Annotated in this window: 18 protein-coding genes; 7 read left to right on the forward strand and 11 right to left on the reverse strand. The window is 50.3% G+C overall.

Annotated elements, in window-relative coordinates; genetic code table 11:
- The first annotated feature begins 36 nt into the window (after positions 1-36).
- A complete protein-coding gene (locus ACYU8Y_RS09620; RefSeq protein WP_460936567.1) occupies positions 37-1,257 on the forward strand; it encodes an NADH-quinone oxidoreductase subunit D in 1,221 nt (406 codons plus the stop codon).
- A 68-nt stretch (positions 1,258-1,325) separates the two neighbouring features.
- Here ACYU8Y_RS09620 and hpt read toward each other — a convergent pair whose 3' ends face one another.
- Positions 1,326-1,880 (reverse strand): hypoxanthine phosphoribosyltransferase, encoded by a 555-nt coding sequence (hpt, locus tag ACYU8Y_RS09625; RefSeq protein ID WP_460936569.1) that lies wholly within the window; start codon positions 1,878-1,880, stop codon positions 1,326-1,328.
- A 129-nt stretch (positions 1,881-2,009) separates the two neighbouring features.
- Here hpt and ACYU8Y_RS09630 point away from each other — a divergent pair, with 129 nt between their 5' ends.
- Positions 2,010-3,227 carry a tetratricopeptide repeat protein gene (locus ACYU8Y_RS09630; RefSeq protein WP_460936571.1) on the forward strand — a complete coding sequence of 406 codons (1,218 nt, stop codon included), beginning with the start codon at positions 2,010-2,012 and terminating at the stop codon, positions 3,225-3,227.
- Between the two features lie 62 nt (positions 3,228-3,289).
- On the opposite strand, the gene ACYU8Y_RS09635 is transcribed toward ACYU8Y_RS09630, so the two are convergent.
- Positions 3,290-3,760, reverse strand: coding sequence for an Lrp/AsnC family transcriptional regulator (locus tag ACYU8Y_RS09635; protein WP_046578019.1), 471 nt, complete (start codon positions 3,758-3,760; stop codon positions 3,290-3,292).
- Positions 3,761-3,934: 174 nt separating this feature from the next.
- Positions 3,935-4,228 carry a TIGR03643 family protein gene (locus ACYU8Y_RS09640; RefSeq protein ID WP_460936573.1) on the reverse strand — a complete coding sequence of 98 codons (294 nt, stop codon included), beginning with the start codon at positions 4,226-4,228 and terminating at the stop codon, positions 3,935-3,937.
- 266 nt (positions 4,229-4,494) lie between these two features.
- Between ACYU8Y_RS09640 and ACYU8Y_RS09645 the strand changes: the two genes are divergently transcribed.
- Positions 4,495-4,656, forward strand: coding sequence for a DUF2256 domain-containing protein (locus tag ACYU8Y_RS09645; RefSeq protein WP_460936575.1), 162 nt, complete (start codon positions 4,495-4,497; stop codon positions 4,654-4,656).
- Positions 4,657-4,708: 52 nt separating this feature from the next.
- Positions 4,709-6,406 (forward strand): glycoside hydrolase family 10 protein, encoded by a 1,698-nt coding sequence (locus ACYU8Y_RS09650; protein WP_460936577.1) that lies wholly within the window; start codon positions 4,709-4,711, stop codon positions 6,404-6,406.
- Here ACYU8Y_RS09650 and ACYU8Y_RS09655 read toward each other — a convergent pair.
- Complete coding sequence (locus ACYU8Y_RS09655) at positions 6,393-7,685, reverse strand: 4-hydroxy-3-methylbut-2-enyl diphosphate reductase (RefSeq protein WP_460936579.1); 1,293 nt, start codon at positions 7,683-7,685, stop codon at positions 6,393-6,395. The two genes, ACYU8Y_RS09650 and ACYU8Y_RS09655, sit on opposite strands and share 14 nt — an antisense overlap.
- Before the next feature lie 292 nt (positions 7,686-7,977).
- Between ACYU8Y_RS09655 and ACYU8Y_RS09660 the strand changes: the two genes are divergently transcribed.
- Both ACYU8Y_RS09660 and ACYU8Y_RS09665 read left to right on the forward strand, forming a co-directional pair.
- Positions 7,978-9,159, forward strand: a complete 1,182-nt coding sequence (locus ACYU8Y_RS09660) for a hypothetical protein (protein WP_460936581.1) — start codon at positions 7,978-7,980, stop codon at positions 9,157-9,159.
- A 55-nt stretch (positions 9,160-9,214) separates the two neighbouring features.
- Complete coding sequence (locus ACYU8Y_RS09665; protein ID WP_460936583.1) at positions 9,215-9,688, forward strand: flavin reductase family protein; 474 nt, start codon at positions 9,215-9,217, stop codon at positions 9,686-9,688.
- A gap of 26 nt (positions 9,689-9,714) precedes the next feature.
- Here ACYU8Y_RS09665 and ACYU8Y_RS09670 read toward each other — a convergent pair whose 3' ends face one another.
- The 7 genes from ACYU8Y_RS09670 to ACYU8Y_RS09700 all read right to left on the reverse strand — a co-directional run bounded on the left by ACYU8Y_RS09670 (position 9,715) and on the right by ACYU8Y_RS09700 (position 22,668).
- A complete protein-coding gene (locus ACYU8Y_RS09670; protein ID WP_460936585.1) occupies positions 9,715-11,241 on the reverse strand; it encodes a GH3 auxin-responsive promoter family protein in 1,527 nt (508 codons plus the stop codon).
- A gap of 71 nt (positions 11,242-11,312) precedes the next feature.
- Entirely contained in the window at positions 11,313-12,218 is a 906-nt protein-coding gene (locus ACYU8Y_RS09675; RefSeq protein WP_460936587.1) for a glycerophosphodiester phosphodiesterase family protein, read from the reverse strand.
- A gap of 48 nt (positions 12,219-12,266) precedes the next feature.
- On the reverse strand, positions 12,267-15,863 hold the full coding sequence (locus ACYU8Y_RS09680) for a VCBS repeat-containing protein (protein WP_460936589.1): 3,597 nt from the start codon (positions 15,861-15,863) through the stop codon (positions 12,267-12,269).
- Positions 15,864-15,956: 93 nt separating this feature from the next.
- Complete coding sequence (locus tag ACYU8Y_RS09685) at positions 15,957-17,492, reverse strand: RagB/SusD family nutrient uptake outer membrane protein (RefSeq protein ID WP_460936591.1); 1,536 nt, start codon at positions 17,490-17,492, stop codon at positions 15,957-15,959.
- A 25-nt stretch (positions 17,493-17,517) separates the two neighbouring features.
- Complete coding sequence (locus ACYU8Y_RS09690) at positions 17,518-20,991, reverse strand: SusC/RagA family TonB-linked outer membrane protein (protein WP_460936593.1); 3,474 nt, start codon at positions 20,989-20,991, stop codon at positions 17,518-17,520.
- 17 nt (positions 20,992-21,008) lie between these two features.
- Entirely contained in the window at positions 21,009-22,004 is a 996-nt protein-coding gene (locus ACYU8Y_RS09695; protein ID WP_460936595.1) for a FecR family protein, read from the reverse strand.
- Positions 22,005-22,083: 79 nt separating this feature from the next.
- Positions 22,084-22,668 (reverse strand): RNA polymerase sigma factor, encoded by a 585-nt coding sequence (locus ACYU8Y_RS09700; protein WP_460936597.1) that lies wholly within the window; start codon positions 22,666-22,668, stop codon positions 22,084-22,086.
- A 166-nt stretch (positions 22,669-22,834) separates the two neighbouring features.
- Here ACYU8Y_RS09700 and ACYU8Y_RS09705 point away from each other — a divergent pair, with 166 nt between their 5' ends.
- On the forward strand, positions 22,835-25,261 hold the full coding sequence (locus ACYU8Y_RS09705) for a penicillin acylase family protein (RefSeq protein WP_460936599.1): 2,427 nt from the start codon (positions 22,835-22,837) through the stop codon (positions 25,259-25,261).
- The last annotated feature ends 21 nt before the right edge of the window (positions 25,262-25,282 follow it).

Here is a 25,282-nt window from a genome sequence, read left to right on the forward strand (position 1 = left end):
AGTTACATAAGCAGCCTCGGCTGTTTGGTACCAAACATGAATACACAAACCATACAATACGAGTACGCGCCGGGGCATTTCAAAGCGTCGGAACCCACCGTGTATAAGCCCGAAATGCTCAACGAGGGCGAGATGATTCTGAATATGGGGCCACAGCACCCGTCGACGCACGGTGTGCTGCGCTTCGAGGTTGTTACCGATGGCGAAATCATTGTTGATGTGGTGCCGCATCTGGGTTATCTGCATCGATGTTTTGAAAAACACGCTCAGTCACTCCCATTCAACCAGACAATCCCGTTCGTTGATCGACTCGACTATCTAGCTGCTATGAATTCCGAGCACGCCTTCGTGATGGGCGTGGAAAAAATGCTGGGTATCGAGAACGACATTCCAAAACGAACCGAATACACACGGGTATTGGTAGCCGAGTTGAATCGTATTGCGGCTCACTTTGTCGGCATTGGCACCTATGCGCTTGATATTGGTGCGTATACCCCTTTTCTGTGGCTCATGCGCGACCGGGAGCATATTCAGCGTCTACTCGAATGGGTCAGTGGTGCCCGAATGCTTTATAATTATATTTGGGTAGGTGGGCTGTTCTATGACCTGCCCGTTGGCTTTGAGGAGCGGTGCCGGGAATTTATTTCCTATCTCAAACCGAAACTAACTGAGCTGCAGCAACTGGTTATCGAAAATGAAATTTTTGTAAAACGTACGGCCAACGTGGGCGTATTACCCCTGGCAGTGGCGATCGACTATGGCTGCACGGGGCCCATGCTGCGAGGCTCCGGATTGCGTTACGACCTCCGCCGGGTAGATGGTTACTCTGTTTATCCTGAACTCGACTTTGATATTCCCATTGGTGAAGGAAAAATGGGAACCCCTGGCGATTGCTGGGATCGGAACAATGTTCGTGTACTGGAGTGTCACGAGTCTATTCGCATCGTGGAGCAATGCCTCGATCAGTTGCTGGGTGATCATAAACGCACTCGAGCGTATGATCCGCAGGCCGTAGTCCCTAAGAAAATCCGGCCGAAGGCGATGGATTTTTATGCCCGAGCTGAGAGTTCGAAAGGTGAATTAGGCTTCTTCTTCCGAACCGATGGGAAGTCGGATATACCCGTGCGCTGCAAAGCCCGGTCATGCTGTTTTCACAACCTGTCTGTCATCAGTGAAATTAGTAAAGGAGCCATGCTTGCCGATCTGGTCGCTATCATCGGCTCCATCGACGTTGTGATGGGGGAGGTGGATCGGTAATTAGTACTAGTCGTGAGAAGCTATTTGGGTAAACAAGAGCTCTTGACCGCGCTCGCGTCAGTAACTCCTTATTCCTCGCTGCTCCCCACCAACTCCTCAAAAAGAACAAAGATTTCCTGCGTATTCCGGCCCAGTCCATCATAATCCAGGCCGTAACCCAGCACAAAACGATTTTCGATCTCAAAACCGACGTACCGTAAGTCGAGGGTTTCTTTCAAGGCGGTTGGCTTAAATAATAGCGTGGCGATGGAGACGGAGGCTGGGGCTTTCTCCCGAAGTTGGGCACAGACCTGGCGCAGCGTTAGACCCGTATCCACAATGTCTTCAACAACAATCAGATCGCGCCCTTCAATGGATTCACTTAATCCCAAAATCTCCTTCAATTGACCGCTGGATTCGGTAGCCTGGTAAGAAGCCACTCGAATGAAGGTAATTTCGCAGGGAATAGTAAGGTGTTTGGTCAGGTCGGCTGCGAAAAGGAAAGCACCGTTTAGTACGACCACAATGAGCGGTTGTTTGTCGGCGTATTCCTGATTGATTTGCTTGGCTATTTCCTGAATGCGTTCCTGAATGGCATCGGCGGGAATAAAGGGGACAAACGTTTTGTCTCTAATCGTTATCATATCGTCGTCTTGGGATGTCAAAGATACACCGATGCCAGGAAAGGGGGCAAAAATTTACTGAAAAATAAGCGCAGGCAAACGGACTTACAGTAGATTACGTTCATATACTATTAACGCTAAATTTAACGGATGAATAAGCTATTGTTGACGGTATGGCTACTTGGTATGGCATCTTTGGTGCATGCTCAGCTTTATGACCCGTCGGCGTTTGATAAAAAGTACGATGGGCTATTAAAACATCCCGGCGTTCAGATTGAGTCGGCGGAGGCCATCAATCTGATGTACAATTATAAATTTTACGAAGCCGATAAAGAATTTCGGTGGCTGCGGGTGCGCTATCCCAAACATCCGATGCCCTACTTCCTGATGGGCCTGGCCGAGTGGTGGAAAATCGTCCCGAATACGGACATAACTGATTACGACAGCCAGTGCATCGCCTATATGGATACGACTATTGCCCTGGCCGAGAAACTCTACGACAATAGCGAAAACAAACTGGAGCCTTCGTTCTTTCTGGCTGCGGCTTACGCCTTCAAAGGACGGCTGTACTCCGAACGTAAGAAGTGGACGAAGGCGACGTTTGCTGGTAAAAGTGCCCTCAAATATTTCGAGAAGTGCAAGGGCAATGCCGACTTTAGCCCCGAGTTATTGTTTGGCGACGGCATGTATGACTATTATGCCCAGTGGATTCCAGAGAATTACCCACTCCTGAAGCCTATTCTGATGTTTTTTCCTAAAGGCAACAAAGTAAATGGAATCAAAGAGCTGGAAAAAACGGCTAACACCGCCTTTTATACGCGTGTAGAAGCCCGGTATTTTCTGGTCCAGATTTACAGCATGGAGAATCAGTACGATAAAGCTTATGAAATGTCGAAGTACATGTATGAGCAATATCCTGACAACCCGTTCTTCGAGCGGTACTTCGCCCGGTCGGCCTTTGTAACGGGGCGCCTGGCAGAGGCTGAACGAATCTCTAAAGATATTCTGGCAAAAGTGGACCGGACGCAGGCGGGTTATGAGGGGGTAAGTGGGCGCACCGCTGCGTATATCCTGGCCTACGTCAATCATTTGTTCTACAAGAACTTACCGGAGGCAAAAATAAATTACCAAAAAGCGGTTGAATACGCTAAGCAAACAAATTCCACCAATGCGGGCTACTATTTGTCGTCGGTAGTAGGCTTGGCAAAAATCGCAAACGAAGAAAAAAATTACGATCTGGCGCAGACGTATTTTAGGGAAGTGCTGGATAAAGCCGAGCGAAAGTCCAGCCAGTATAAAGAGGCCAAAAAGGCGCTGGACGATGCTAAAAAATCAAGACGGGAGGAACGGCGGAAACGGAAAGAGTGAGCGTATATAGTGTATGGTATATGGTGTACTTATCTGTCCATATACCATACACTATGTATGTATTAAGGAATTGGCAACACTTTGCTTTCTTTAAACGTAGACATGATCACCATTGTCTGTGTGCTGGCAACCTCATCAATCTCGTTGATAACATCTAGCATCAGCCCCTGGTAAGACGAGATATCTTTCGCGATTACTTTAAGCAAAAAGTCTCCCGATCCTGTAATGTGGTGACACTCTATGATTTCGGCGATTTCGTTAACTTTCTCGACAAACGACATGGTGGTCTCTTTCTTATGACCGACAAGCGTAACCATAACAAATGTTGTGACGCCAAGGCCGATTTTTTCGCGGTTTAACTGGGCGTGGTAGCTCTGAATGATTCCCGATGTTTCGAGTTTTTTAACGCGTTCGAGAGTTGGTGCGGGCGAGAGGCCTATTTCTTTGGAAAGCTGAGCGTTGGTGATTTTAGCGTTGGCCTGGAGAATTTCCAATACGTTCCGATCTATCTGATCTAATTTCTGGCTCGACATAAATGATGCAGTCTGTTAATACTATGTTACAGGATAGCGCAAAGCTACCACCTTTTGAAATAGAAAATTCTTAAAACTTATTGGATTGATTCAAATTGCAGAACAAATAGTGCCAATAATGTTTTAAACCGGCACAAAAGTAAGTATATTAAGCCAGACGCCAAATCAGGAAAATTACCGTTTACTAACCTTGTTCAGCGAAATGACCCGTTGTTGAGCCGATTTAAACCGGGCATCTGGTACGGCCGACAAAGTCGCGTGTTTGGTTGAACGCCCCTGTACACGCGCCCGCCATCGGCGCCAGGATGCTTGTTTTAATTCCCGGCGCATCAGGTCAATAACTTCCTGCTCGGCTAAACCGAACTGTGCCTGAATAGCCTCAAAAGGCGTACGGTCTTCCCAGGCCATTTCCACAACGCGGTCAATATCGACGTCTGTAAGAGATATACTTGTTGTTGATGATTTCATGATAATAGAACTAAAAACAGATTGATGTACCTGGCAATTCGCTGAATAACGGGGGGTTAAACTGGCTAAGGTACATGTTTAAATAAAGTCTATTTGGTTACTCATAGATCTTACTTGTATGAGCTATACACAGGGATAAAAAAACGCCGGGCGAAGTAACAGGCGGATTCTGCTGGTAACATCTTGTGTGGTTGCGGAACGGGTGTTAGCATTCAGAACGTGCGAAAGCCAGAAAACTTGTTGCAGAAGATAAATGTTAGTGTTTTATGAAAATGCGTAAAAAGTCGGATTTGCCAACGAAAATATGTCCTGTATGCAATCGGCCTTTTACCTGGCGTAAGAAATGGGAGCGTGTCTGGGAGAATGTTATTTACTGCAGCGATGCGTGCCGGACGAATGGAAAAAAGGCAGAATTGCCCGTAAAGTAGGCTAAGGTGTGCCCGACTATCGTTAATTTTGGCAGTTAACCTATACTGCCCAATGCGTCTGATTGCTTACAGTAGTCTCTTGATTTTCCTTCTGCTCATCAATGGTTGTCGGCATGCCAAGCCTGTTGTTGCAAAGAAGCCCGCCCCCCGGCCCGCGCGTCCTGTTGTCGTTGTTCCGGCACCCGATAAACCCGTTGCCGTAAAACCACCAGCCCCCAAGCCTGCTGTTCCCAAGGTACTTGTTGTGCCTGCAGATACCCTTCCATTCGATGACGTAATTAACCCGACGCCTGCGCCCCCCAAGCGGGAGTTTCGGGCGGTTTGGATCGCTACGGTCAATAACATCGACTGGCCTAGTAAGAAAGGATTGCCCGTAGCCGACCAGCAACGCGAAATCTTGTCGATGTTCGATCAACATCAGCAAATGGGCCTCAACGCCGTTGTGGTGCAGGTTCGCTCGGCCGCCGATGCGTTTTATGCCCGCAGCTCAGAACCCTGGTCGGAATGGCTCACAGGACAGCAGGGATTAGCCCCTGAACCCTTCTACGATCCGCTCGAATTCATGATTGAGGAGGCACACCAGCGCGGCCTGGAATTTCATGCCTGGTTCAATCTCGACCGGGCAACAATCGGTAAAACGGCCAGCATTGCGCCAACGAACATCATCTACCGTAAACCGGAGTGGATGCTGAATTACGGGGGCAAAAAACTTTTTAACCTCGGCTTACCTGCCGTTCGCTCCTACATTGCAGGTATTGTGGCAAACGTTGTCCGCGAATACGACGTAGACGGCATTCACTTTGATGATTACTTCTACCCATATGCCGAACCAGGACAGGTTTTGCGGGATGACAGCACATACAAAGCAAATTTCAACGGTATGACCAAAGCCGACTGGCGACGCGATAATGTGACGAAGCTGGTTAAAGAACTGCGGGATTCCATTCGGGCCAATAAACCCTGGGTTAAGTTTGGCATTAGCCCGTTTGGGATCTGGAAAAACCAAAGCAGCGATCCGGATGGTTCTGCCACCAACGGTGGACAGTCCTATTATGAAATTTATGCCGACACCCGAAAATGGGTGCGCGAAGGCCTGATCGATTATATTGTCCCCCAGGTTTATTTTAGTTCTGAATTCAACAGAGCGCCTTATAAAACGCTAGTTGACTGGTGGTCGAACAATTGCTCCGGCAACTGCCATCTGTATATCGGGCATGGTGCCTATCGGGTCGGGCGGGGTTCTGAACGGGATCCCGGCTGGTGGCGACCCACGGAATTTCCTGATCAGATGCGTCATAACCGCCAACAGCAGGTTGTGAAGGGAAGTATATTCTTCAGTGCTAAAAACCTACAGATCAACCCACTCGCTATTCGGGATTCGCTGCAAACAAATTTCTACCGGCATCCAGCGCTTGTGCCCACCATGAAATGGCTGGATAGTATTCCTCCCTTGCCGCCCCGTGACTTGAAAGCAGCCATGACAGGGGAAGGTGTTGAATTATACTGGGAGCAATCGGCCGAGGCCAGCGATGGCGATGAGGCCAGTGCATACCTTATCTACCGGTTTGAAGGCCGTCGGCCGCGCTTACTCACCAACGACCCCCGCTATATACTGGCGCGATGTACGGGCGAATCGTCCACTCGCTTTCTGGACAAAACGGCCGATCCCAAAAAGAAATACACGTACGTGCTCACGGCCCTCGACCGGCTCCAGAATGAAAGCCGGGAAGTGTCCATCAAAGTGCAGTAAACTCACCAACCACGGCCTCCACGGGTCGTGCCGTAGGGAAGAAGCTAACGAGTTTGAGCAGGATGCCTTCAACCACGGCATCGGGGCAGGAGGCTCCGCAAGTCAGCAGCACGGTAACCGGGTTAGAAGATAAGCCATCCAGTCGGGGACCGTCCAGTCTGGGACCATCCAGTCGGGGACCGTCCAGTCTGGGAATGAAGTTTTCGGTTACGATCTCCTGTTTGGTGTGCCCGTTGAAATGTCTGATCAGTGTATCCGACAAGATTTTTTGCTCCGATTCGATGAAGTAAGTCGGCAGTTTCTCTTCGCAGAGCTCGACGATGTGCGATGTATTGGAGGAATTGTAGCCACCGGCCACAATGGCAAAATCAGCTGGGTAGTTCAGTAGGGCGTAAGTAGCATCCTGGTTATCGTTGGTTGCGTAACAAAGCGTATCGCGGGTATTGGCAAAGTGGGCGTCTACCGTATCGATCGTCAACGAATATTTCTGTGTCATTACCTGTTTTAGGTAGTCGGCAATGCTCTGTGTATCAGACGCTAGCATCGTTGTCTGGTTCACTACGCCAATGCGCTGTAGATCGCGGGCCGGGTCGAAACCAACGGAGAACTGGCCGTCAAATTCGGAGTAAAACTGCTCGGTTGGCAACTCGCCCGTGATGTATTTCGCCAGCCGTTGCGTTTGGGCCATGTCTTTGACCACAACCGTCGGGGCCGCTTCTTTGCTGTGTGAGAACGTAGCGCGGGTTTCTTCGTGACTTGGCTTGCCGTGGACAACAACGGTATAATTTTTCTGGCCAATTTGACTTGCCTTGTTCCATACTTTCTCGACAAAGGGGCAGGTCGTATCGTATTTCTCGACATTAAGCCCTAATGCCGACAACTGGTTTTGCGTTTCCAGCGTTGTACCGAAAGCCGGAATAATCACGACATCCGCCGGAGCTAGCGCTGACCAGGGAATAAGTTGCCGCCCGCTTGTGTCCATGATGAATTGAACCCCCCTGTCCTGCAAATCTGCGTTGACATCGGGATTATGAATCATTTCGCTGAGCAGAAAAATACGCTTGCCAGGATTTTCGGCAATGGCTTTGTACGCAATTTCGACCGCGTTTTCGACGCCGTAGCAAAAGCCGAAATGACGGGCGATCAGCAGTCTGATCGGACCAAAATCGAGTAGGGTAGGCGTAAAATCCCGTTTCAGCTTATCCCGTTTCCGCCGAAATTCTTTCAGAGGGGTAATGATGCTGCTGCGGTAATAATCTGGAATGTCGAACGATTTCATTGACGCAAAGAGCGAACGAGCGAGAAGCAAACGGTGCCTGTCAACCCAGTAAGAATCATTTATAAAGAGAACAACGGAGCAAAAGCCTTCGTTCGATGCAAAGGTAACCACGAACCGCATTGACCTGTAGCGGAGTCATAACCGGCTTTTATTATATTTGATAATCACGGTACACTCACCTTCAACCGTATCGCAAGCAGCAATGACAAATATGTCTACCCAATTGGCAGACCCCTGGACCGCATGGCGTAAAATCCTCTTTCGCTTCAGCTGCATTTATAGTCTCCTGTACATGTCGCCCCTGAATTGGCTGGGTGATGTTCCTGGCCTGAATCTGCTCGGCGACTATTACAGCAGGGCGGAGGATTGGCTGGTTAATTTAGGTAATACATACCTTTTTCATGTTAAGGATGTGCTGGTCCCGCTAAATGGTAGTGGCGATACATCTTACGGGTACGCTCAACTGTGTTTCTTCCTGTTGACGGCCTTCTTGGGCACTATTATCTGGACAATTGTTGATCGGCGAACAAACTACGATACGGCGTACTATTGGCTGTTAGTCTTAGTTCGCTATTACGTTGCAATGGTTGCCTTACGGTACGGAATTATCAAACTGTTTGGTTCCCAGATGGTATTTCCCTCGTTGAGTGCGTTGGCCACTCCGTTGGGCGATTATCTACCCATGCGATTTGCCTGGTATTTTATCGGGTATTCGACGCCTTACCAGTTTTTTTCGGGAGCGGTTGAGGTAATAGCTGGCCTGCTGCTCCTATTCCGTCGCACGAGCACACTAGGAGCTTTCGTTGCGGCCAGTGTGTTCCTGAACGTGATGATGATGAATCTTTGCTACGATATACCCGTCAAGATATTCTCCATTCACTTATTTCTATTGAGCAATTTTCTGCTGATTGGCGATGCCCGACGCTTATTAAACTTCTTCGTCTTCAATAAACCGGCGCCAGCGGCTACCCGGTTTACATTGCCTAAAAAATGGATGAAAAGAAGTCAGCTAGCGTTGAAAATCGCGTTCGTTCTTCTGTTTCTTGTGATGCCACTCAGTCAATTCGCATCTTCTTCCGATCGGGAACCTGCTCCTAAAAAACTAGCCACCGGATTCTTCACCGTTGATCAGTTTCAGGGTACTCCCGTCGATAGTTTACGCTGGAAAGATGTCGTTTTCGAGGCAACTAATTCGGGAAGTATTCTAACGGCAGATACATTGTTTCGACAGCGTTATCATCGGGCTTATTTTAGCTACAAGCTCGATTCTGCAGCACACACGATCGCGTTTAAAAAATTTGCTTCGGACACAACGGCCCTGTTCACCATGACCTACACGATGCCCGACACTAATCAGATTTTGTTGCGGGGGAAAATTCGGACTGATTCGGTCGTTATCGGACTTAAGCGGCAGAATCGTCATTTTCAACTGGCAGAACGGCAATTTCATTGGCTATCTGAAGCAAACCGATAGTGCCAAGCCCAGGTTAGTAAAGGAGATGATAGCCTATTACTGATATTACGTACGTATGCCCCGACGACTATTAAAATACAAGGATTACGATGTTCACAGCGTGACAACGGTAGCGAATGGAAAACGGAATGCTAACATCGTTACCTGGCTTATACAAACGGATATGAGCGGTAAAATCCTGGCCGTGGCGCTGTATAAGGTTGATTATACGATTGAATTGGTCCGGGAGAGTGGTATCCTGAATGTGAATGTATTGGCAGTCGACCAGCCAGGGCTGGTTCGTAAACTTGGCCAGCAGTCAGGGCGTGATAAAGACAAGTTTAAAAATTTGCCTTATGCCCTGGATGAACGGGGCTGTCCGTACCTGACTGAAGCCGTTGGCTACGTGCAGTGCCGCGTTAAGCACAGCACCGACGCGGGCGATCATGAGTTGTTCATTTGCGAAGTAATCAAGCAAGTCGTGCTAAATCCGGATAAGGCGGTAATGACCAATTCGTTTTTAAAAGCTAAGAAGTTGATACGAGGGTGAGTTAAATCAAACCTGACCGAATGAGATCATTTATGATCCATCATTTCTCTGAGAATATCGTCCAGATATTCCCGTGAGTTAGCCAGCCGGGGCACTTTGTGCTGACCGCCTATTTTACCACGGTGCTTCATCCAGGCATAGAATGTACCCGCCGGTACAACATGAACACGAGGGCGTTTGAGTACCATGTCATTGTATCGCTTGGCATCATAGTCGGAGTTGATTCGCCGGAGGGTCTCGTCCAGAACCTGGTTAAACCGTTGCTGATTGTCGGGTTCCTGCGTAAATTCAATCACCCATTCGTGACAGCCGTTGGCACCGTTGCTCATGTAGTTTGGTCCGGCGGTGTAATCGGCTATGACGGCTCCTGTCGCTTCGCAGGCCTGTGTAATGGCCGTCTCGGCGTTTTCAACGATGACCTCTTCGCCAAAGGCATTAATAAAATGCTTGGTCCGACCACTCACTTTCAGCCGGTGCGGATAGAGCGATGTGAACCGGACGGTGTCGCCGACTTTGTAACGCCACAAGCCTCCATTGGTCGACACGATCAGCGCATAGTTTTTGTCTAATTCGACTTCGTCGATCGTGAGCGCCTTCGGATAGGGTTGATCAGCTTCATGGATCGGGACAAACTCGTAAAAAATGCCGTAATCGAGCATGAGCAGCATCTCACCCACGCGGGTCAAGTCGTCCTGAATGGCGAAAAAACCTTCCGAGGCATTATAAACTTCCTGATAACGAACGGATTTCGACGGAAAAACATGGTGCTGAAACAATTCCCGGTAAGGCTGGAAGTTAACTGCGCCATGCATCATCACTTCAAAGTTTGGCCATACTTCCAGGATATTGGTTTTGCCCGTCAAGGCCAGAATTTTGTCGATCAGGACCATTCCCCAGGTGGGCGTACCAAGCATACTGGTCACGTTCTCCTGCGAGGTGATCTCGGCCATCCGCTCCAGTTTGGATTCCCACTCGTCCATCAGAGCAATCTGAATAGACGGCGTACGAATGTATTGCGCCCAACTGGGTAGATTTTTCATAACCACTGCCGATACATCGCCAACGGCACTGTTCGTGGCGAGTGCATTTGGGTGGAGGCTGCCACCAATGGATAGACCTTTTCCCTCAAAGGCCCGACTGTCGGGATTGTTGGCCACGTACAGCGCCATCATGTCTTTACCACCTTTGAAATGGCTTTCATCCAGCGATTCAGTGGTAACGGGAATAAACTTACTGCGGGCATTGGTGGTGCCCGACGACTTGGCAAACCAGCGTACGGGGGAGGGCCACAGGACTTTGTTCTCGCCCTTCATAACCCGTTCGATATAGGGAAACAGATCTTCGTAGCTCGAAACAGGAACCTGCTGTTGGAAATCGTGGATGGTCTGAATGGATTTATAGGCGTGCTTCTGACCCCATTCTGTTTGGCGGCCCGCCCGAATCAGTTGCGCGAAGACTTTCTGTTGCACCGCACCAGGTTGTTTCATCATAGCTTCGATGCGCGGCAGTCGCCGTTGCAGGAGCCATTTGAGTGTGGTATTTAGAACAGTCATGGGGCTAAAATAACATAAACTAACCAGATTGAGGAAGTTAGTGATGAAAACGTAAATCCGACCGATAGGGTTTATAATCCGTTTGCCCGGTCCGGGTAATCGGTAATCAATCCATCGACTCCCCACCTTTTAAGTCGTTCCATGTCTTCGCGCCGATTGACTGTCCAGGGGATTACTTTGACTCCCTGCTGGTGCAAACGAGCAATTTTATCCTGGTTGATCAGGCGGAAATGCGGACTGTAGATGTCGGGCTTGAAGTCAAGATCACTCAGGTTTTTTTCGGGACTTCGTAAGTTTTCAACCAACGCCGACAGCCGTACGCTGGGATAGTCGCCTGCCTGCATTCCTTTTTTCCATTGATTTAATATGGCAAAGTCAAAGCTTTGAATGACGATACGTTCGGGATTTGCCCCTTTTGCCAAAAGTTGGTTTCTCAACACAGCCTGCACCAGTTCGCAAAAGGCCGCGGGTTCCGGCTGGCTCCTGTTATACTCGGAGCGCTCACTTTTGATTTCGATGTTGTACGAAAATGAGGGAAGCGCCCTGGCCTTTCGGTAAGCTTCGGCCTGTTCGATAACCTCGCTCAACAGGGGCTTATGGGCTTCAATTTTTTGCTGCTCCGGATAGGCGGGGTTGCCGTTGGAGCCAACATCATACCGCCTGATGTCGGCGTAATTCATCTGATAGAGAACCAGATTTTTCTGTTCTTTTTTATCAACTGGTACGCCATTCGGGGCAATGCTGAAGGCCGAGTTGAAATAAGGTTCGTGCGACACAACGACCTGCCGATCTTTGCTGATGACGACATCCATCTCCAGAGTTGTTACCCCCAGGTCAAGGGCTTTCAAAAAAGCAGGCACGGTGTTTTCTGGCATCAATCCCCGGCAACCGCGGTGCCCTTCCAGATCGAAGGAGGGCGAATCTGACGGAATAAGCGTAACCGAAGCCATGAAAAACAGAAGTACGAGTAAGCGCATAAGCAAATGGGAAGGCTGCCAAAAGTACAGTTTCTTTGGTTAGCCATGTCATTTTTCTACATTTCCTGACGGAATAACCCGCGAGGACTGAGATAGATAGCCACCTCCATAACTAAACTCTACCTTTCTTTTCTGGCCAGGCCTCACCGATTCAGAAAGCGAAAAAGCATCATATCCTACGCGTTTGTACGTGATTTGATCGTTCGCTTCCCGGAACACGCGCAATGGGCCGTTGTTCTGCGTAGTTACGTAATACAGTTGTCCGTTGCCCAGCATAAGACAGGCCAGCGATTTAGCATCTTTATCGACAACGAAGCCGGAATGGGCGGGCGTAATTGCCTTAAAGTTTCCTCGCCCGTCGCCCAGCAAACCCAAGCCCAGACCAGCATCCTGCAAGCCCGTTAGTACTTCGGTGGCGTGATCGTTACCAACCAGCAAAACGTCCAGATTACCGTCATGGTCAATGTCCGTGGCCAAAGTGCCAAAAACAGGTGAGAACTGAGCCTCAATGGGTAGTTCGTGGAGGATGAACAGACCCGCCCGATTTTCAATATAGGCGGATTTCAAGTAGGTCGCTCGCTTGATGAGGGCCTGCTTTTGGTCATCTGCCGACAGTAAATTAGTTAGGGTCGTTTTGCCATAAGCGGCATAAGACGTCATCTTCTTTTTGAAAGATGGAATCTGATCGGTAAGCACATCACGGGGGTGAAATGGGTATTCGATGCCGCCGTTGAAGAAACCCAGGATAGGGTCCAGTGTGCCATTTTTGTCGTAATCGGCCGCGTATACGGAAACGGGCTGACTACTGGACGCCTGCAATCGGCTGTTAAGGCCGAAGTTGCCGGCGATGTAATCCATATCGCCGTCGTTGTCGAAATCACCAGCCGTCAAACTGTTCCAGAAACCCGTGGCTTTGGCCAGCTCGGGCGATGCTTTTGGTATAAATCTACGGCCAGCCTGATTCATGAAGACGCTAATCGGCATAAACTCCCCCGCCAGCATAAGGTCCTGCCAGCCATCGCGGTCCACGTCTGTCCAGAGGGCAGCGCACACCAGACCAGCCCGGCCAAGTCCGGGAGCCAGTTGGTCGGTTACGTCGGTAAAACGAACGCTTACGCCTTTTACGCTATCGTTGCGCAATAGATAACTGCGGGCGGCCTCTGGATAACGCTGCGGTACGACTCGGCCACCGATAAACAAGTCCAAATCCCCATCGTGGTCAAAGTCAGTAGCAATGACGCACGAGCCGCTGGACATGGTGTTGGGAAGGGCCTTGGGCGACGCCCGAAAATTTCCTTTGCCATCGTTCAGATAAAGGCTGTCCTGGCAACTGGCTTCATCCCGACCAAATTCCGTACTACCATGAACCGCGTACAGATCGAGATCGCCGTCGGCATCGGCGTCGAACAACAGAACACCCGTTTCTTCTGGCTTCTTGGCCGGTCGGTCTTTCCTGCGGAATGTCGCTTTGCCAATAGCGGTGTTCGTTTGCTGTAGCAGAAACGTGCCGCCTTTGTAGGCACTGCCCGCTATGTATATATCATCCAGGCCATTCCCATCCACATCACCGATGGCCAAGCCCGGCCCAATCTGCGAATGCTTGTGAGAAAGGAGTGTTTGCTGGGCCTTGTAATCAACGAAGTCGTCTTCCTGATGCTGGAAATCAAGCCCATTTGAAGCGGGAACCTCGGCCAGTAGAGGCTTGGCAGAGCCTTGTATCTGCATAAACGAAGGGGATTGACGAACAGCCTTTCGCTCATCCAGAACCAGCGTCTGATTGGGTGCCAGATTACGAATGACCTGACCAGTGCCGCCTGGCCATAAAACGTGAAGCGAGTCGATTCGTTTGGCAGCACCCAGACCCAAATGAATACCCGATGCCATGGTCGATTGATACCCCCGCTGTCGTGTGTATTCACTATAATATACCTTTCCGCCAGCCCAGACGGCTACTTTCGTGCCCAGGCCTTCCAGGTTACCGGGCATGCCCAATAGGTTTATTTTCAAAAAATGATTTGCCGATGAATCGCCAGCATTATCGATGGTTTTGTTCTGGTAAATGAACGCAGGATCATTGATGTTATTCATGACCAGGTCCATGTCTCCGTCGTTATCGAAGTCAGCGTAGGCAGTGCCATTCGTGAAGGAGGCCTCCGTAAGACCCCAATCGTGGGCCACATCTGTAAAATGAAGATTGCCCGCGTTATGAAAGAGGAAATTTGGCTTGTAAACAGGTTCTAAATCACGAATCCGTTTCAAGAGCTGCGTACGGCGGTCAGCATCGCTACCGAACGTGCCCGACTCACGGTTGTAGCTGGTAAAATCCAGATCGGTGATATCCTTTCGGTACCCGTTTGTAATCAGTAAATCCTGATGACCATCATTGTCCAAATCCGAGAACAGGGCGCTCCAGCTCCAGTCGGTTGCAGCCGTTCCCGCCAGATAACCAATATCCGAAAACAGAGGTAATGCCGGCGAAGAGGAAGATGGGTTTGTACCCTGCCAGAAACCTCGATTTAGCTGCAGCATGTTTCGGATGTATTGCGGCTGATAGCCCAGACGTCGGGCCATTTGAAAGCGGTCGTAGGGAATCGACGCGAACATCGTTTTCTGCCGCAGATTATCATCCGGTAGCATATCTACCACCGCAAGATCATTCAGGCCATCGTTGTTGATATCGGCCATGTCCATGCCCATGCTGTTGTGGCTCTGGTGCTTGAGGGTCTCGGCGATGCGATTGCTGAACGTCTTGTTTTGGTTGTTTACCAGCCAGACATCATTGGACTGAAAGTCGTTGGCGACGTAAATATCCGGCCATCCATCCTGATTGACATCGTTTACAATGACCCCTAGCCCCCAGCCTTCGTGCACCAGCCCAGCTTGCTCGGAAACATCCGTAAAATGTAAGGCAGCACACCCTAATGATGGGGCCTGACTTGCCGTTTGCGAATTGGAATCACGGGACGCTACCGACATGATGGCGTCATTGCGAAAAAGCTTATCCCGGCTTCGGGCGGAACCGTCGTTGCGTGGGCCGACGACGTTGTTCCGGTTGAAGGTTTCCAGGGCATTGGTCAGTAAGAAAATATCTAAATCACCATCGCGGTCATAATCCAGAAAGGTGGCTTGCGTTGAGTAGCTCGAATCGGCCAGACCAGCCGCCTGTGCCGACTCCTGAAAATGCGGAACACCGTTGGCATCGTTTCCCTGGTTGATAAACAAAAGGTTAGGGACGGACTTCCGACGGTCAGGATGAATCGTAGATACGTAAATGTCCTGTCGGCCATCCTGATTGATGTCGGCTACGGCCACGCCCGTGCACCAGTACGTTGTGCGCACACCTGCTGAATCGGTTATGTCGTTGAACGTGAAGTTGCCCTTATTGAGATACATACGGCTCGACACCTGATTGCCTGCAAAAAACACATCGGCCAGTCCATCGCCGTTAAAGTCACCCACCCCAACACCACCACCGTTGTAGAGGTATTCGAAATCCAGGACATTCAGTGAGTCGCTTTCGGTAATGGTATTGGCGAAGTCAATACCGGTATGGTCGGCGGTCAACCGTTCAAAGCGTGTAGGCGTTTGTGTACAACTGACCAGCGCAAGCAGCCACAATCCAGATAGCCTGACTAAGTAGTGCATAGTTGAAATAGAGACAAAATCCCCGGTCTGGCAACGAGGCCAGCCGGGGATTTAATTGATCGACCAGACATGTGGTCTGGCGTTGATACCGTATTAGTAGCCCGGATTCTGGTCTTTTTGAGTCAATTTACTGTTATTATCCAGCTCCTGCTGCGGAATGGGTAGCAATTCCTGCTTGCCTTTCGCAAAATAGAGAATCGGTTCAGTTTTGAATTTGTTTTGTGCCCGCCAGCGCAGAATGTCGCGGTTGCGAATCTGCTCACCGGCCTGTTCGACTCGCTTTTCGTGCATAACCGCCCGTAGCACTTCATCTTTGCTGTTTACCGGATATTTAGCCGTTGGGTAGGCGGGCATGGCTACGCTTTTCCGCGCCCGAATCTGGTTGAGAAGCGTAATCGCGTTGGCACTGTTGCCGGTCTCATTCTCTGCTTCAGCCATCATCAGCAAAACTTCGGCGTAGCGGATCAGGCGCATGTTGATACCCGACGTATAAAACGTCTCGTTGTTTTTATACATCGCCGTGTATTTGCGCCAGCTGATTTTCTGGGCTGTACCATTAAAGATCGACGTATTACCCTGTACCTGCGAATCCATCAGGGTGTTAAGCCCATTGTTATAGGTATCGCCAATGAAATAAAAATTGTACTTCAACCGTGGATCGGTTTTGGCGTCGCCTTTGGCCGTATGCTCGTATTCGGCCAGTAAGCTTTCCGACGGAATCAGGTTCCGCCAGCCAATAGCCGAGTACTCCTGACTCCGGGTCATGTTTTCATTGGCCCCGTTATCATTGCCGTCGGCATCCCAGTTAAAGCCACCGATCAGTGAGAATCCAATCTCAAAAATCGACTCGGAATTGAATTCCGCTTCCTCGATGAAGTTGTCGGTATACTCATCCGTCAGCTTATAAAGCCCTGAATTGATAATGGACTGAAGTTGGGTTTTGGCGCTGGCATAATCGCCTTTCTGCATGTAAACCCGGGCCAGCAGTGCCTGAGCGGCTCCCTTGGTAGCCCGGCCAAGATCAGACCCGCTGAAACTGGCGGGCAAATCGGCCTGAGTGGCCAGCAGATCAGTGGTCAGCAAGGTATAAATCTCGTCGATGGAGGCCTTGGCTTTGGTGCCATTGACCTCGGTTACGTAATCTGTATATAGGGGCACCGCGCCCCAAAAGGTAACCAGATCGAAGTAAGCCAATGCCCGGAGAAATTTGGCTTCGGCCACTACCCGTTTGGCCAGCGTTGCATTGTCCGTAACCTTTGCGCCATTATCAATAACCACATTTGCCCGGTGAATGGTCCGGTACAGGCCGTTCCAGACGGAGAAGGCTACGCCGTTCGTCGGATTTTGGGCGCCGATCAGGATTTGGCTGCGGGGGGCTTCCAACTGGCCACCACCCGTCGCTACATCGTCCGACCGAAGGTCATGGAGAAAGAACCACTCACGGCCGGTCAGGTTCGCACTTTGCCAAACGGCATAGACGGAGTTAACGCCTTTGAGCAGCTCGTCGGATGTTTTATAGTAATTATCCGTAATAACCTGATTCGGATTCACTTTGTCGAGGCTGCTGGTACTGCATCCGAAGAACAGTCCCATGGCCACTATACCCGTTGTCCAGTATGTCGATTTCATTGTGACGTTAGTTATATCTAATTTCTTAAAAACCAAGTTGTAAACCTACCATAAACGTGCGCGCCTGTGGAAACTGGCCGTAGTCAATGCCATTGGTCAGGGTAGGGTTGGTGTTGCTGGTGCGTGAGCCGACTTCCGGATCGTAGCCTGTGTATTTAGTGAAGGTCAGCAGGTTCGTGGACGCAACATAGACCCGTGCGCGGCTCAGCGTTCCGCGAGAGAACGATTGAAGAACGCCCGCTGGTACAGAATAGCCGATGCTGAGGTTTTTAAGCCGCAGATAAGAGCCGTCTTCGATAAACCGGTCTGATGTACGGGTGTTGCCGTTCGGGTCGCCGTCAACAGCCCGGGGTACATCCGTATTCGTGTTGGTTGGTGTCCACGCCCGTAGTACGTCTGTTCCTGCGTTGAACAGTCGCAGCATTCCCTGCTCCAGTACCTTCACGCCATTGTAAATTTTGTTACCCTGAACGCCCTGAAAAAAGAGGGCCATATCGAAACCCCGGTAATTGGCAGACAGGTTTAAGCCATACGTGAATTTGGGCAGGAAGCTACCCAGATTTACGCGGTCACTGGCGTCGATTTTGCCATCGCCATTCACATCCACAAAGCGAAGATCGCCGGGTTTGGCATTATCCTGTGTAGCAGCTGCTTTAACCTCATCGGCGTTCTGGAAGATACCAGCCACTTTATAGCCATAGAAATACTGAATCGACTGTCCGGCTTCGGTACGCGTAATATCGCCCCCGCCGTAATCGGCGTTAGCCCCGTTGAGCAGTGGAGAAACGGTTGGCCCCAGACTCAATACTTTGTTGCTGATAAAACTAATGTTTCCCGAGGCATTGAAGCGGAAAGCACCTTTTGTTTTATTATACCCCAGTTGCATTTCAACGCCGTTGTTGCGCATGCTGCCTACGTTTACAATCGGCGACTGCGAATAGCCAATGGAAGGCGCGATGGGTTGATTCAGAATCAGACCGTCCGTATTGCGCTGGTAGACTTCGGCCGACAGCGTAATGCTGTTGCTGAACAAACCTAAATCCAGGCCGAAATTGCTCATCTTGGTTACCTCCCAGCTCAAATCGGTGTTGCCCAGTCGGTCGAAGTACGTTCCCTGCGCCCGGGCGTCGCCCAGAATGGCGTTGGTGTTTTGAGAAACCGCTACTTGCCACGAGTAATCACCGATGCCGTTGAAGCCCATTGTACCATAGCTGGCCCGAAGTTTCAACTCGGAAATAGCCGGTACGTTCTTCAGAAAAGCTTCTTCGCTGATGCGCCAGCCTGCTGAGACCGACGGGAAATTTCCCCATTTCCGACCGGGGGCAAACCGCGATGAGCCATCACGACGAAACGAAGCACCCAGTAAATACTTTCCGGCATATTCGTAATTGACACGGCCCAAATAGGAAAGCAGCACGTTTTGCGAACGGGTGCCGGTTAAACCCGCACTCGTGCTGATAACGGCACTTAACTCACGGATGGTATTCGAGGCCGCCTGACCCGTACCCGTTATCTGCAAGGTATTACCCGCCTGTCGTTCGGCCACCGCTACCACATTCAGCGAATGCTTGCCAAATGTCTTCTCGTACGTTAACTGATTCGAGATAAGAGGAGACGCGTAGGTGTATCGGTCGTCGGAAATATTGGCCAGGGCACGCGCGTTGAAGCTTTCGCTATAAATAGGTAGGAAAGAGAATGTGCGCGCCGATACATAGTCGATACCGCCCCGTAGTCGGTACGTCAGGCCGTCGATGATCTTTACATCGACATAAGCACTACCCAGAATCTTCATACGTTGTGTATTACTCTGGTCCTGCAACGCAGCCCGCACTGGATTCTGCGGATCGGAGCCGTCCGACCCATCGGGACCCCGATAACCACCAAGCAACGTAGGATCTTCGACGGGCATATAGGGCGTCATCCGAATCATATTTTGCACCTGGGTCCGGCCGCCGGCACTGACTTCATTGAGCTTGTCGTCGTACGAGATGGTGAGTGTCTGACCAAACGAGAAACGCTTACTGATGGCATGGTCGGAGTTGATGCGGAAGTTACCGCGCTTGTAGCCCGTACCAATCATAATACCCTGCTGATTAAAGTAACCAACAGACGAATAAAAGCGGGACTTCTCATTCCCTCCCGATAATTGGACACTATGCTGCGTAATGGGTGCATCCCGAAAAACAGCCTTCTGCCAGTCGGTATCCGTTTGGGCATAGGTTTGCGTAGCTCCGGCATAAATGGGTTGATTCAGGTTGGCAAAGCGGGTAGGTACCGGCTGACCGGCATTGGTTCGCAGCGCCGTCCCAAACTGAATGTACTCATCCCGATTCAGCAGATCAAGCTGACGCCAGGCACTTTGCGTACCCACATACCCGTCGTAGTTGACATGCAATTTGCCATCGCCAGTGCCTTTTTTCGTGGTAACGATAATAACGCCGTTGGCCGCCCGAGACCCATAAATAGCTGCCGAAGAAGCGTCTTTCAACACATCGACCGACTCGATGTCTCGGGTATCGAAGTTATTGAGATCACTGGTCGGGAATCCGTCGATAACATACAGAGGATTGGCCGCATAGTTAATCGAGCCGATACCCCGGATGCGTACAATCGGAGTTTCGCCGGGCGAACCATTTCCTACTACAGTTACGCCGGGCACCCGTCCCTGAATCGCCTGCTCGACGCTGGGAACCGGCAATTGGGTTACTTCCTGCGCCGATACCGATGAGATAGCGCCGGTGATCGACGCCCGTTTCTGTGTACCATAGCCAACAACGACGACTTCGCTGAGCGCTTTAACGTCGTCCAGTAAGGTGATATTGATGCGACTACGACTCGAAACCGGCACTTCCTGAGATACGTAGCCTACAAAACTAAAAACCAGAGTCGCGTTGTCGGGTGCCGCCAGGCTATAGTCACCGGTGGCGCTGGTCGTGGTGCCGCGGTTGGTTCCTTTGATAATAACGCTGACGCCGGGAATACCCTGTCCGTTTTTATCCAGCACCTTTCCGTTGATATCGGCCAGCGGCTGGGTAGAGGTCATAGACCAGCCAATCCGTTCGAGTTTGTCAATTGTCTTCGTTGGAAACGTCACGGTCTCGCTCGCCTGATCGGGGCTGGCTTCCGTTTCGATATGCTCGATTTTACGAAAAAGCCTGTTGTTCTTTTCCTTGGTCGATACAATGGCGTAGAAGTTTGGCTGGACTTTTCGGAACGTCAGCCCTGTCGTCGTCAGTAAACTAGTTAATTCAGCCTCCAGGTTCTGGTTGTGCCGATTTGCCATAACGACTTTCGTATTGACCAGATTGGTTGGGTAAATAAAAGATACGCTGTAGTGCTTCTCAAGTTCACCCAATGCACTTTTAAGCGAGATCAGTCGGGTATCGGCTGAATGACTCTGATAGGTAGCGTACCGATTGTTGGAGGCCAGAAGCTGAGCCTGAACAGGTATACGACCAGTCAGAAGCAGCAAACCAAACGCAATTAGTTGTTTAGTCATAGTCTTGGAAGGTTGGTTCATTGGATAATGATTCGATTGGAGTGTTGGGTGATGTGGAGATCGAACAACGTGGAAAGCCCATTCAGAATGGTTTGCATAGATTGATTTGGAATGGTGCCGGATAAGGTCTGCTGGCGTAAGTCGGGGTCGGCGATAACGACTGTTACTCCGTATGTATCTTCCAGCATCTGCGCTACTTCCTGTAGCGTAGTGCCATCAAACGTTAGTTTACCTGTTTGCCAGGCCGACTGAGCTGCTGCATCGACACGCTTTCGGTAGTATACTTTGGCCTTTACATCCGCATAGAACAAATCACCGGGCTGCATTACTAGCTTATCCTTAGCCCGTTCGCCAACATCGAGTCGAATTTTACCGTTGTTCAATACAACTTTTGCCCGGTTTTCGCGCGCCATCACATTGAACTGGGTGCCAAGAACTTCGATGTTCAGCTTGTTCGGTAAGTGGACTACAAACCGTTCATGATTTCGCTGATGGGTCACCCGGAAAAAACCTTCCCCATTGAGCCACACTTCGCGAGTCTGATTGCTTGCCCAGCGAGGAGCATAACGCAGGCGGCTGTTGCCGTTTAAGGTGATAACCGAGCCGTCGGGTAAGGCGAACGTTGCCATTTTTCCAAAAGCCGTTTGGTGAATCAGGTCTTTGGGGTATAGTTCCTTGTAGCCGTAAAAAGCAGCCGTTGCCACTAATAAAGCGCCCACGAGTACGGCAGCCCAGCGCATGGGTTGATGCCACCAGGTGAGTTGCCGAATAGGCGTCTCCATGACATCTGGCTGCACCGGAAGCATTCGCTGGCGGAGCGCGGCCAGCAGTTGGTCCGCATCAGGAGCCGGAACAGTTGGCGGAGCGTGCCAGTCGGCTTTCCCAAATTGGGTATCGAGCCGATGGGTCAGATACGCCTGGCCCTCGTCGGTAGCAAACCAATCCAGCACTTGTTGTGCTTCGCTGGATGTAATCTGGTTGGCGAAATAGCGTTGGAGTAGCGGTTCGGTCATAGGTATAGGAAGCCTTCTTGCTTACCTATACACCAGCTACGAAAGAAAGTATTATTGGAAAGGAAAAAATATTTCTGAGTTAATTGCAAAAAGCGACGATGAAAAAGATCATAGCTTCAATTCCCGCGTGTTGGCGTAAGTAATTTCGGAGAAACTGGCAGGCCTGATAGTAATGTACTTTAACCGTATTTATAGAAATATGGAGTTGGGAGGCTACTTCTTCATTCGACAGCCCCTGCTCGGAGCGAAGCATAAAGACCAGCTTCCGCTGGGCCGGAAGCTGACGAAGGCCATCCAGAAAAACAGAGCCGTATTCGTTGAGAACGAGGGTTTCTTCTGTGGTTGTATCAATCTTAGCCTGGGTTGCCTGGTGGTCTAAGTGACGAAGAATCGTTCGTTTCTCGTTACGAATAACATTTAATACCTGATGCCGCATGGCGGTAGCCAGATAGTTTCTAAGGCATTGAGATTCGTCTAACTGGGCGCGGTGTGTCCACAGTTTAAGGTAAACCTCCTGGAGTGCATCCTCGGCCAAATCAGAATCTTTGACGTATTGAATAGCAATACTGTACAGATAATGGTAATATCGCCGAAACAATGTTTCGAACGCTACCTCGTCGTCTTGTGTCAAACGAAGTGTTAATTCCGTATCTGTCAGTTCCATATGGTTTTTTCTAAAGAACCTGTCGAGGGGCTGAGTCCGAATGGAGTTTCTAATTCAGCATTGCCGACAAATTTAAAAAAGAATTTATCTGATTAGGAAAAGAATACTTTTTATTTGCTGTGTGCAATAGTAAATGTCTATTTATTCTCCGTTGCTTGTCTTTATTATGCGTTATACGAAGGCGATTGCTGTATCGCTACTTACCGTACTGGTTGTTTGGGCGTTAAGTCGCCCCTGGGGAAGTGTTCCAGCCTTTGGCCCCCTTCTAAGCCCTTTTGTTGGGTTTTGGCAGAATGCCGAGTCAGTTAATAATGCCGATGAGGAGATTACTCTAAACGGGACCAAATCGCCCGTTACAGTTGTCTTCGATGAACTGGCTATTCCACACGTATTTGCTCAGAACGAATATGACGCCTACTTCGCTCAGGGGTACCTCACGGCCCGCGACCGGCTTTGGCAAATGGAATTTCAAACGCACGCGGCTGCTGGGCGCGTTTCTGAACTGGTGGGCGATAAAGCACTGGAGCTGGATCGGTACAATCGTCACCTTGGCATGGGTTTCGGGGCCGAACGGGCGGTAAAAGAAATGATGGCTGATCCGCGTTCGAAAGAGTCGGTCGAGGCCTACACTGCAGGGGTGAACGCCTGGATTAGTCAGCTAAAACCAGCCCAGTATCCACTAGAATACAAATTGCTCGGCTATGCGCCGGAGTCCTGGCAGCCCATTAAATGTGCGTACTTTCTGAAATACATGTCGGGTGTGCTGGCTCTTGGTGCGGACGACCTGAATATGAGCAACGTCTTGAAGAAGGTCGGGCCCGTCGTCACGGCTGATCTTTTTCCGGATTATCCATATCGGGAAGATCCTATTGTTCCGGTAGGCACAAAATGGGATTTTACGCCCCTTAAAGTGCCCCCTATGCCTGCCAGTATTTTGCCCGATACAAAGCCGGTTGCCATGACATGGCAGGAACATGACCCCGGCATTGGCAGTAACAACTGTGCCGTTGGTCCGCAGAAATCAGCAACGGGCTATCCTATCCTGGCCAATGACCCCCATTTGACGTTGAGCTTACCGTCGATCTGGTATCAAATGCAGTTGGTGACCCCAACCATGAATGTGTATGGCGCTACCATGCCTGGTTCACCGGGCGTCATTATCGGTTTTAATAAGCAGGTGGCCTGGGGCGTCACAAATGTAGGAGCCGATGTGCTCGACTTCTACCAGATTCGGTTTAAGGATGCATCCCGGCGCGAGTACTGGCACGATAACCGCTGGAAACCGGTTCGCCGTCGGCTGGAGGTAATCAAGGTAAAAGGGAAACCGGATGTTGTTGATACGGTGCTGTATACGCACCATGGGCCGGTTATGTATGAAGCTGGTCAGAAACCATTTGCCAAAAACGTGCCCGTCGGTTATGCGGCTCGTTGGATCGCCCACGAAGCCTCCAATGATTTCCTGACCTATTATTTGCTCGATCACGCTAAGAACCACGATGATTACCGAAAAGCGCTATCGTATTATGGTGCTCCGGCGCAAAATTTCGTCTTCGCCGACGTAGCCAGGGATATTGCCATATCGCCGAATGGGCGTTTTCCGCTCAAATGGAAAGATCAGGGTAAATTTTTGCTGGATGGTACCAATCCTGCCCATGACTGGCAAGGCTGGATTCCGGCCAGTCAGAATCCGCACGTGAAAAATCCGCCCAGAGGGTTTGTCAGCTCGGCCAACCAATCATCTACCGACCAGACTTACCCCTACTATATTAACTGGCAATTTGCTCCAGCCGAGCGAGGTACTCGTATCAACCAACGCCTGGCCGCTATGCGACAGGCTACTCCTGACAGCCTACGGATGTTGCAGAATGACAACCTGAACCTCAGGGCGGCTCATGCGTTGCCGGTATTTCTGCCCTACGTGCAGGCAAAGGAGTTGACGGGAGAACAGGCAAAAGCACTGGCTATTATAAAAACATGGCGGTATAACCACGACGTTGCCGAAACGGCACCTACCATCTTTACGGAGTGGATGCGCCAGTATATGGACGGGATCTGGAAAGATGATTTCCCGAGCAATGACACAACCACACTGCGCTATCCAAGCTTCGACCGGACGCTTCAGCTTTCGGAGAAAGATCCCAACGCGCGCTGGTTTGATGATATCACAACGCCTAATCGCGAAACAATCAGTAGCGTGCTGACCCAAAGCTTTCGGATGGCCGTTGATTCGCTTACTCGCCAGCATGGGCCTATCGGTACCGCCTGGCAATGGGGAAATCATAAAGGAACCCGGATCGGTCACTTGGCCCGGCTGGATGCCCTGAGTGCCTTGAATGTACAAATTGGCGGGGGGCGCGACATTGTTAACGCGACTACCGAACGAACCGGCCCGTCATGGCGTATGGTCGTGGCCTTAGGGCCTACACCTAAAGCGTATGGCGTCTATCCGGGTGGGCAATCGGGCAATCCCGGAAGTCCATATTACCTGAATATGCTCGAAACCTGGCGCACAGGTCAGTTGAACGAACTGCTGTATCTACAGTCTGTGCAGGACAAAAGCCCTCGCATCAAACGGAGAATGGTGTTAAAATGAGGTAGCCGTTGGCCCTGCCGA

The organism is Spirosoma humi (assembly GCF_054776575.1).

Coding starts and splice junctions, on each gene's coding strand:
- ACYU8Y_RS09640 (WP_460936573.1), bottom strand. CDS start 4,228: ATGAAATCATCAACAACAAGTATATCTCTTACAGACGTCGATATTGAC.
- ACYU8Y_RS09680 (WP_460936589.1), bottom strand. CDS start 15,863: ATGCACTACTTAGTCAGGCTATCTGGATTGTGGCTGCTTGCGCTGGTC.
- ACYU8Y_RS09645 (WP_460936575.1), top strand. CDS start 4,495: ATGAAAATGCGTAAAAAGTCGGATTTGCCAACGAAAATATGTCCTGTA.
- ACYU8Y_RS09655 (WP_460936579.1), bottom strand. CDS start 7,685: ATGAAATCGTTCGACATTCCAGATTATTACCGCAGCAGCATCATTACC.
- ACYU8Y_RS09705 (WP_460936599.1), top strand. CDS start 22,835: ATGCGTTATACGAAGGCGATTGCTGTATCGCTACTTACCGTACTGGTT.
- ACYU8Y_RS09650 (WP_460936577.1), top strand. CDS start 4,709: ATGCGTCTGATTGCTTACAGTAGTCTCTTGATTTTCCTTCTGCTCATC.
- hpt (WP_460936569.1), bottom strand. CDS start 1,880: ATGATAACGATTAGAGACAAAACGTTTGTCCCCTTTATTCCCGCCGAT.
- ACYU8Y_RS09665 (WP_460936583.1), top strand. CDS start 9,215: ATGCCCCGACGACTATTAAAATACAAGGATTACGATGTTCACAGCGTG.
- ACYU8Y_RS09700 (WP_460936597.1), bottom strand. CDS start 22,668: ATGGAACTGACAGATACGGAATTAACACTTCGTTTGACACAAGACGAC.
- ACYU8Y_RS09685 (WP_460936591.1), bottom strand. CDS start 17,492: ATGAAATCGACATACTGGACAACGGGTATAGTGGCCATGGGACTGTTC.
- ACYU8Y_RS09635 (WP_046578019.1), bottom strand. CDS start 3,760: ATGTCGAGCCAGAAATTAGATCAGATAGATCGGAACGTATTGGAAATT.
- ACYU8Y_RS09660 (WP_460936581.1), top strand. CDS start 7,978: ATGTCGCCCCTGAATTGGCTGGGTGATGTTCCTGGCCTGAATCTGCTC.
- ACYU8Y_RS09620 (WP_460936567.1), top strand. CDS start 37: ATGAATACACAAACCATACAATACGAGTACGCGCCGGGGCATTTCAAA.
- ACYU8Y_RS09695 (WP_460936595.1), bottom strand. CDS start 22,004: ATGACCGAACCGCTACTCCAACGCTATTTCGCCAACCAGATTACATCC.
- ACYU8Y_RS09630 (WP_460936571.1), top strand. CDS start 2,010: ATGAATAAGCTATTGTTGACGGTATGGCTACTTGGTATGGCATCTTTG.
- ACYU8Y_RS09690 (WP_460936593.1), bottom strand. CDS start 20,991: ATGACTAAACAACTAATTGCGTTTGGTTTGCTGCTTCTGACTGGTCGT.
- ACYU8Y_RS09670 (WP_460936585.1), bottom strand. CDS start 11,241: ATGACTGTTCTAAATACCACACTCAAATGGCTCCTGCAACGGCGACTG.
- ACYU8Y_RS09675 (WP_460936587.1), bottom strand. CDS start 12,218: ATGCGCTTACTCGTACTTCTGTTTTTCATGGCTTCGGTTACGCTTATT.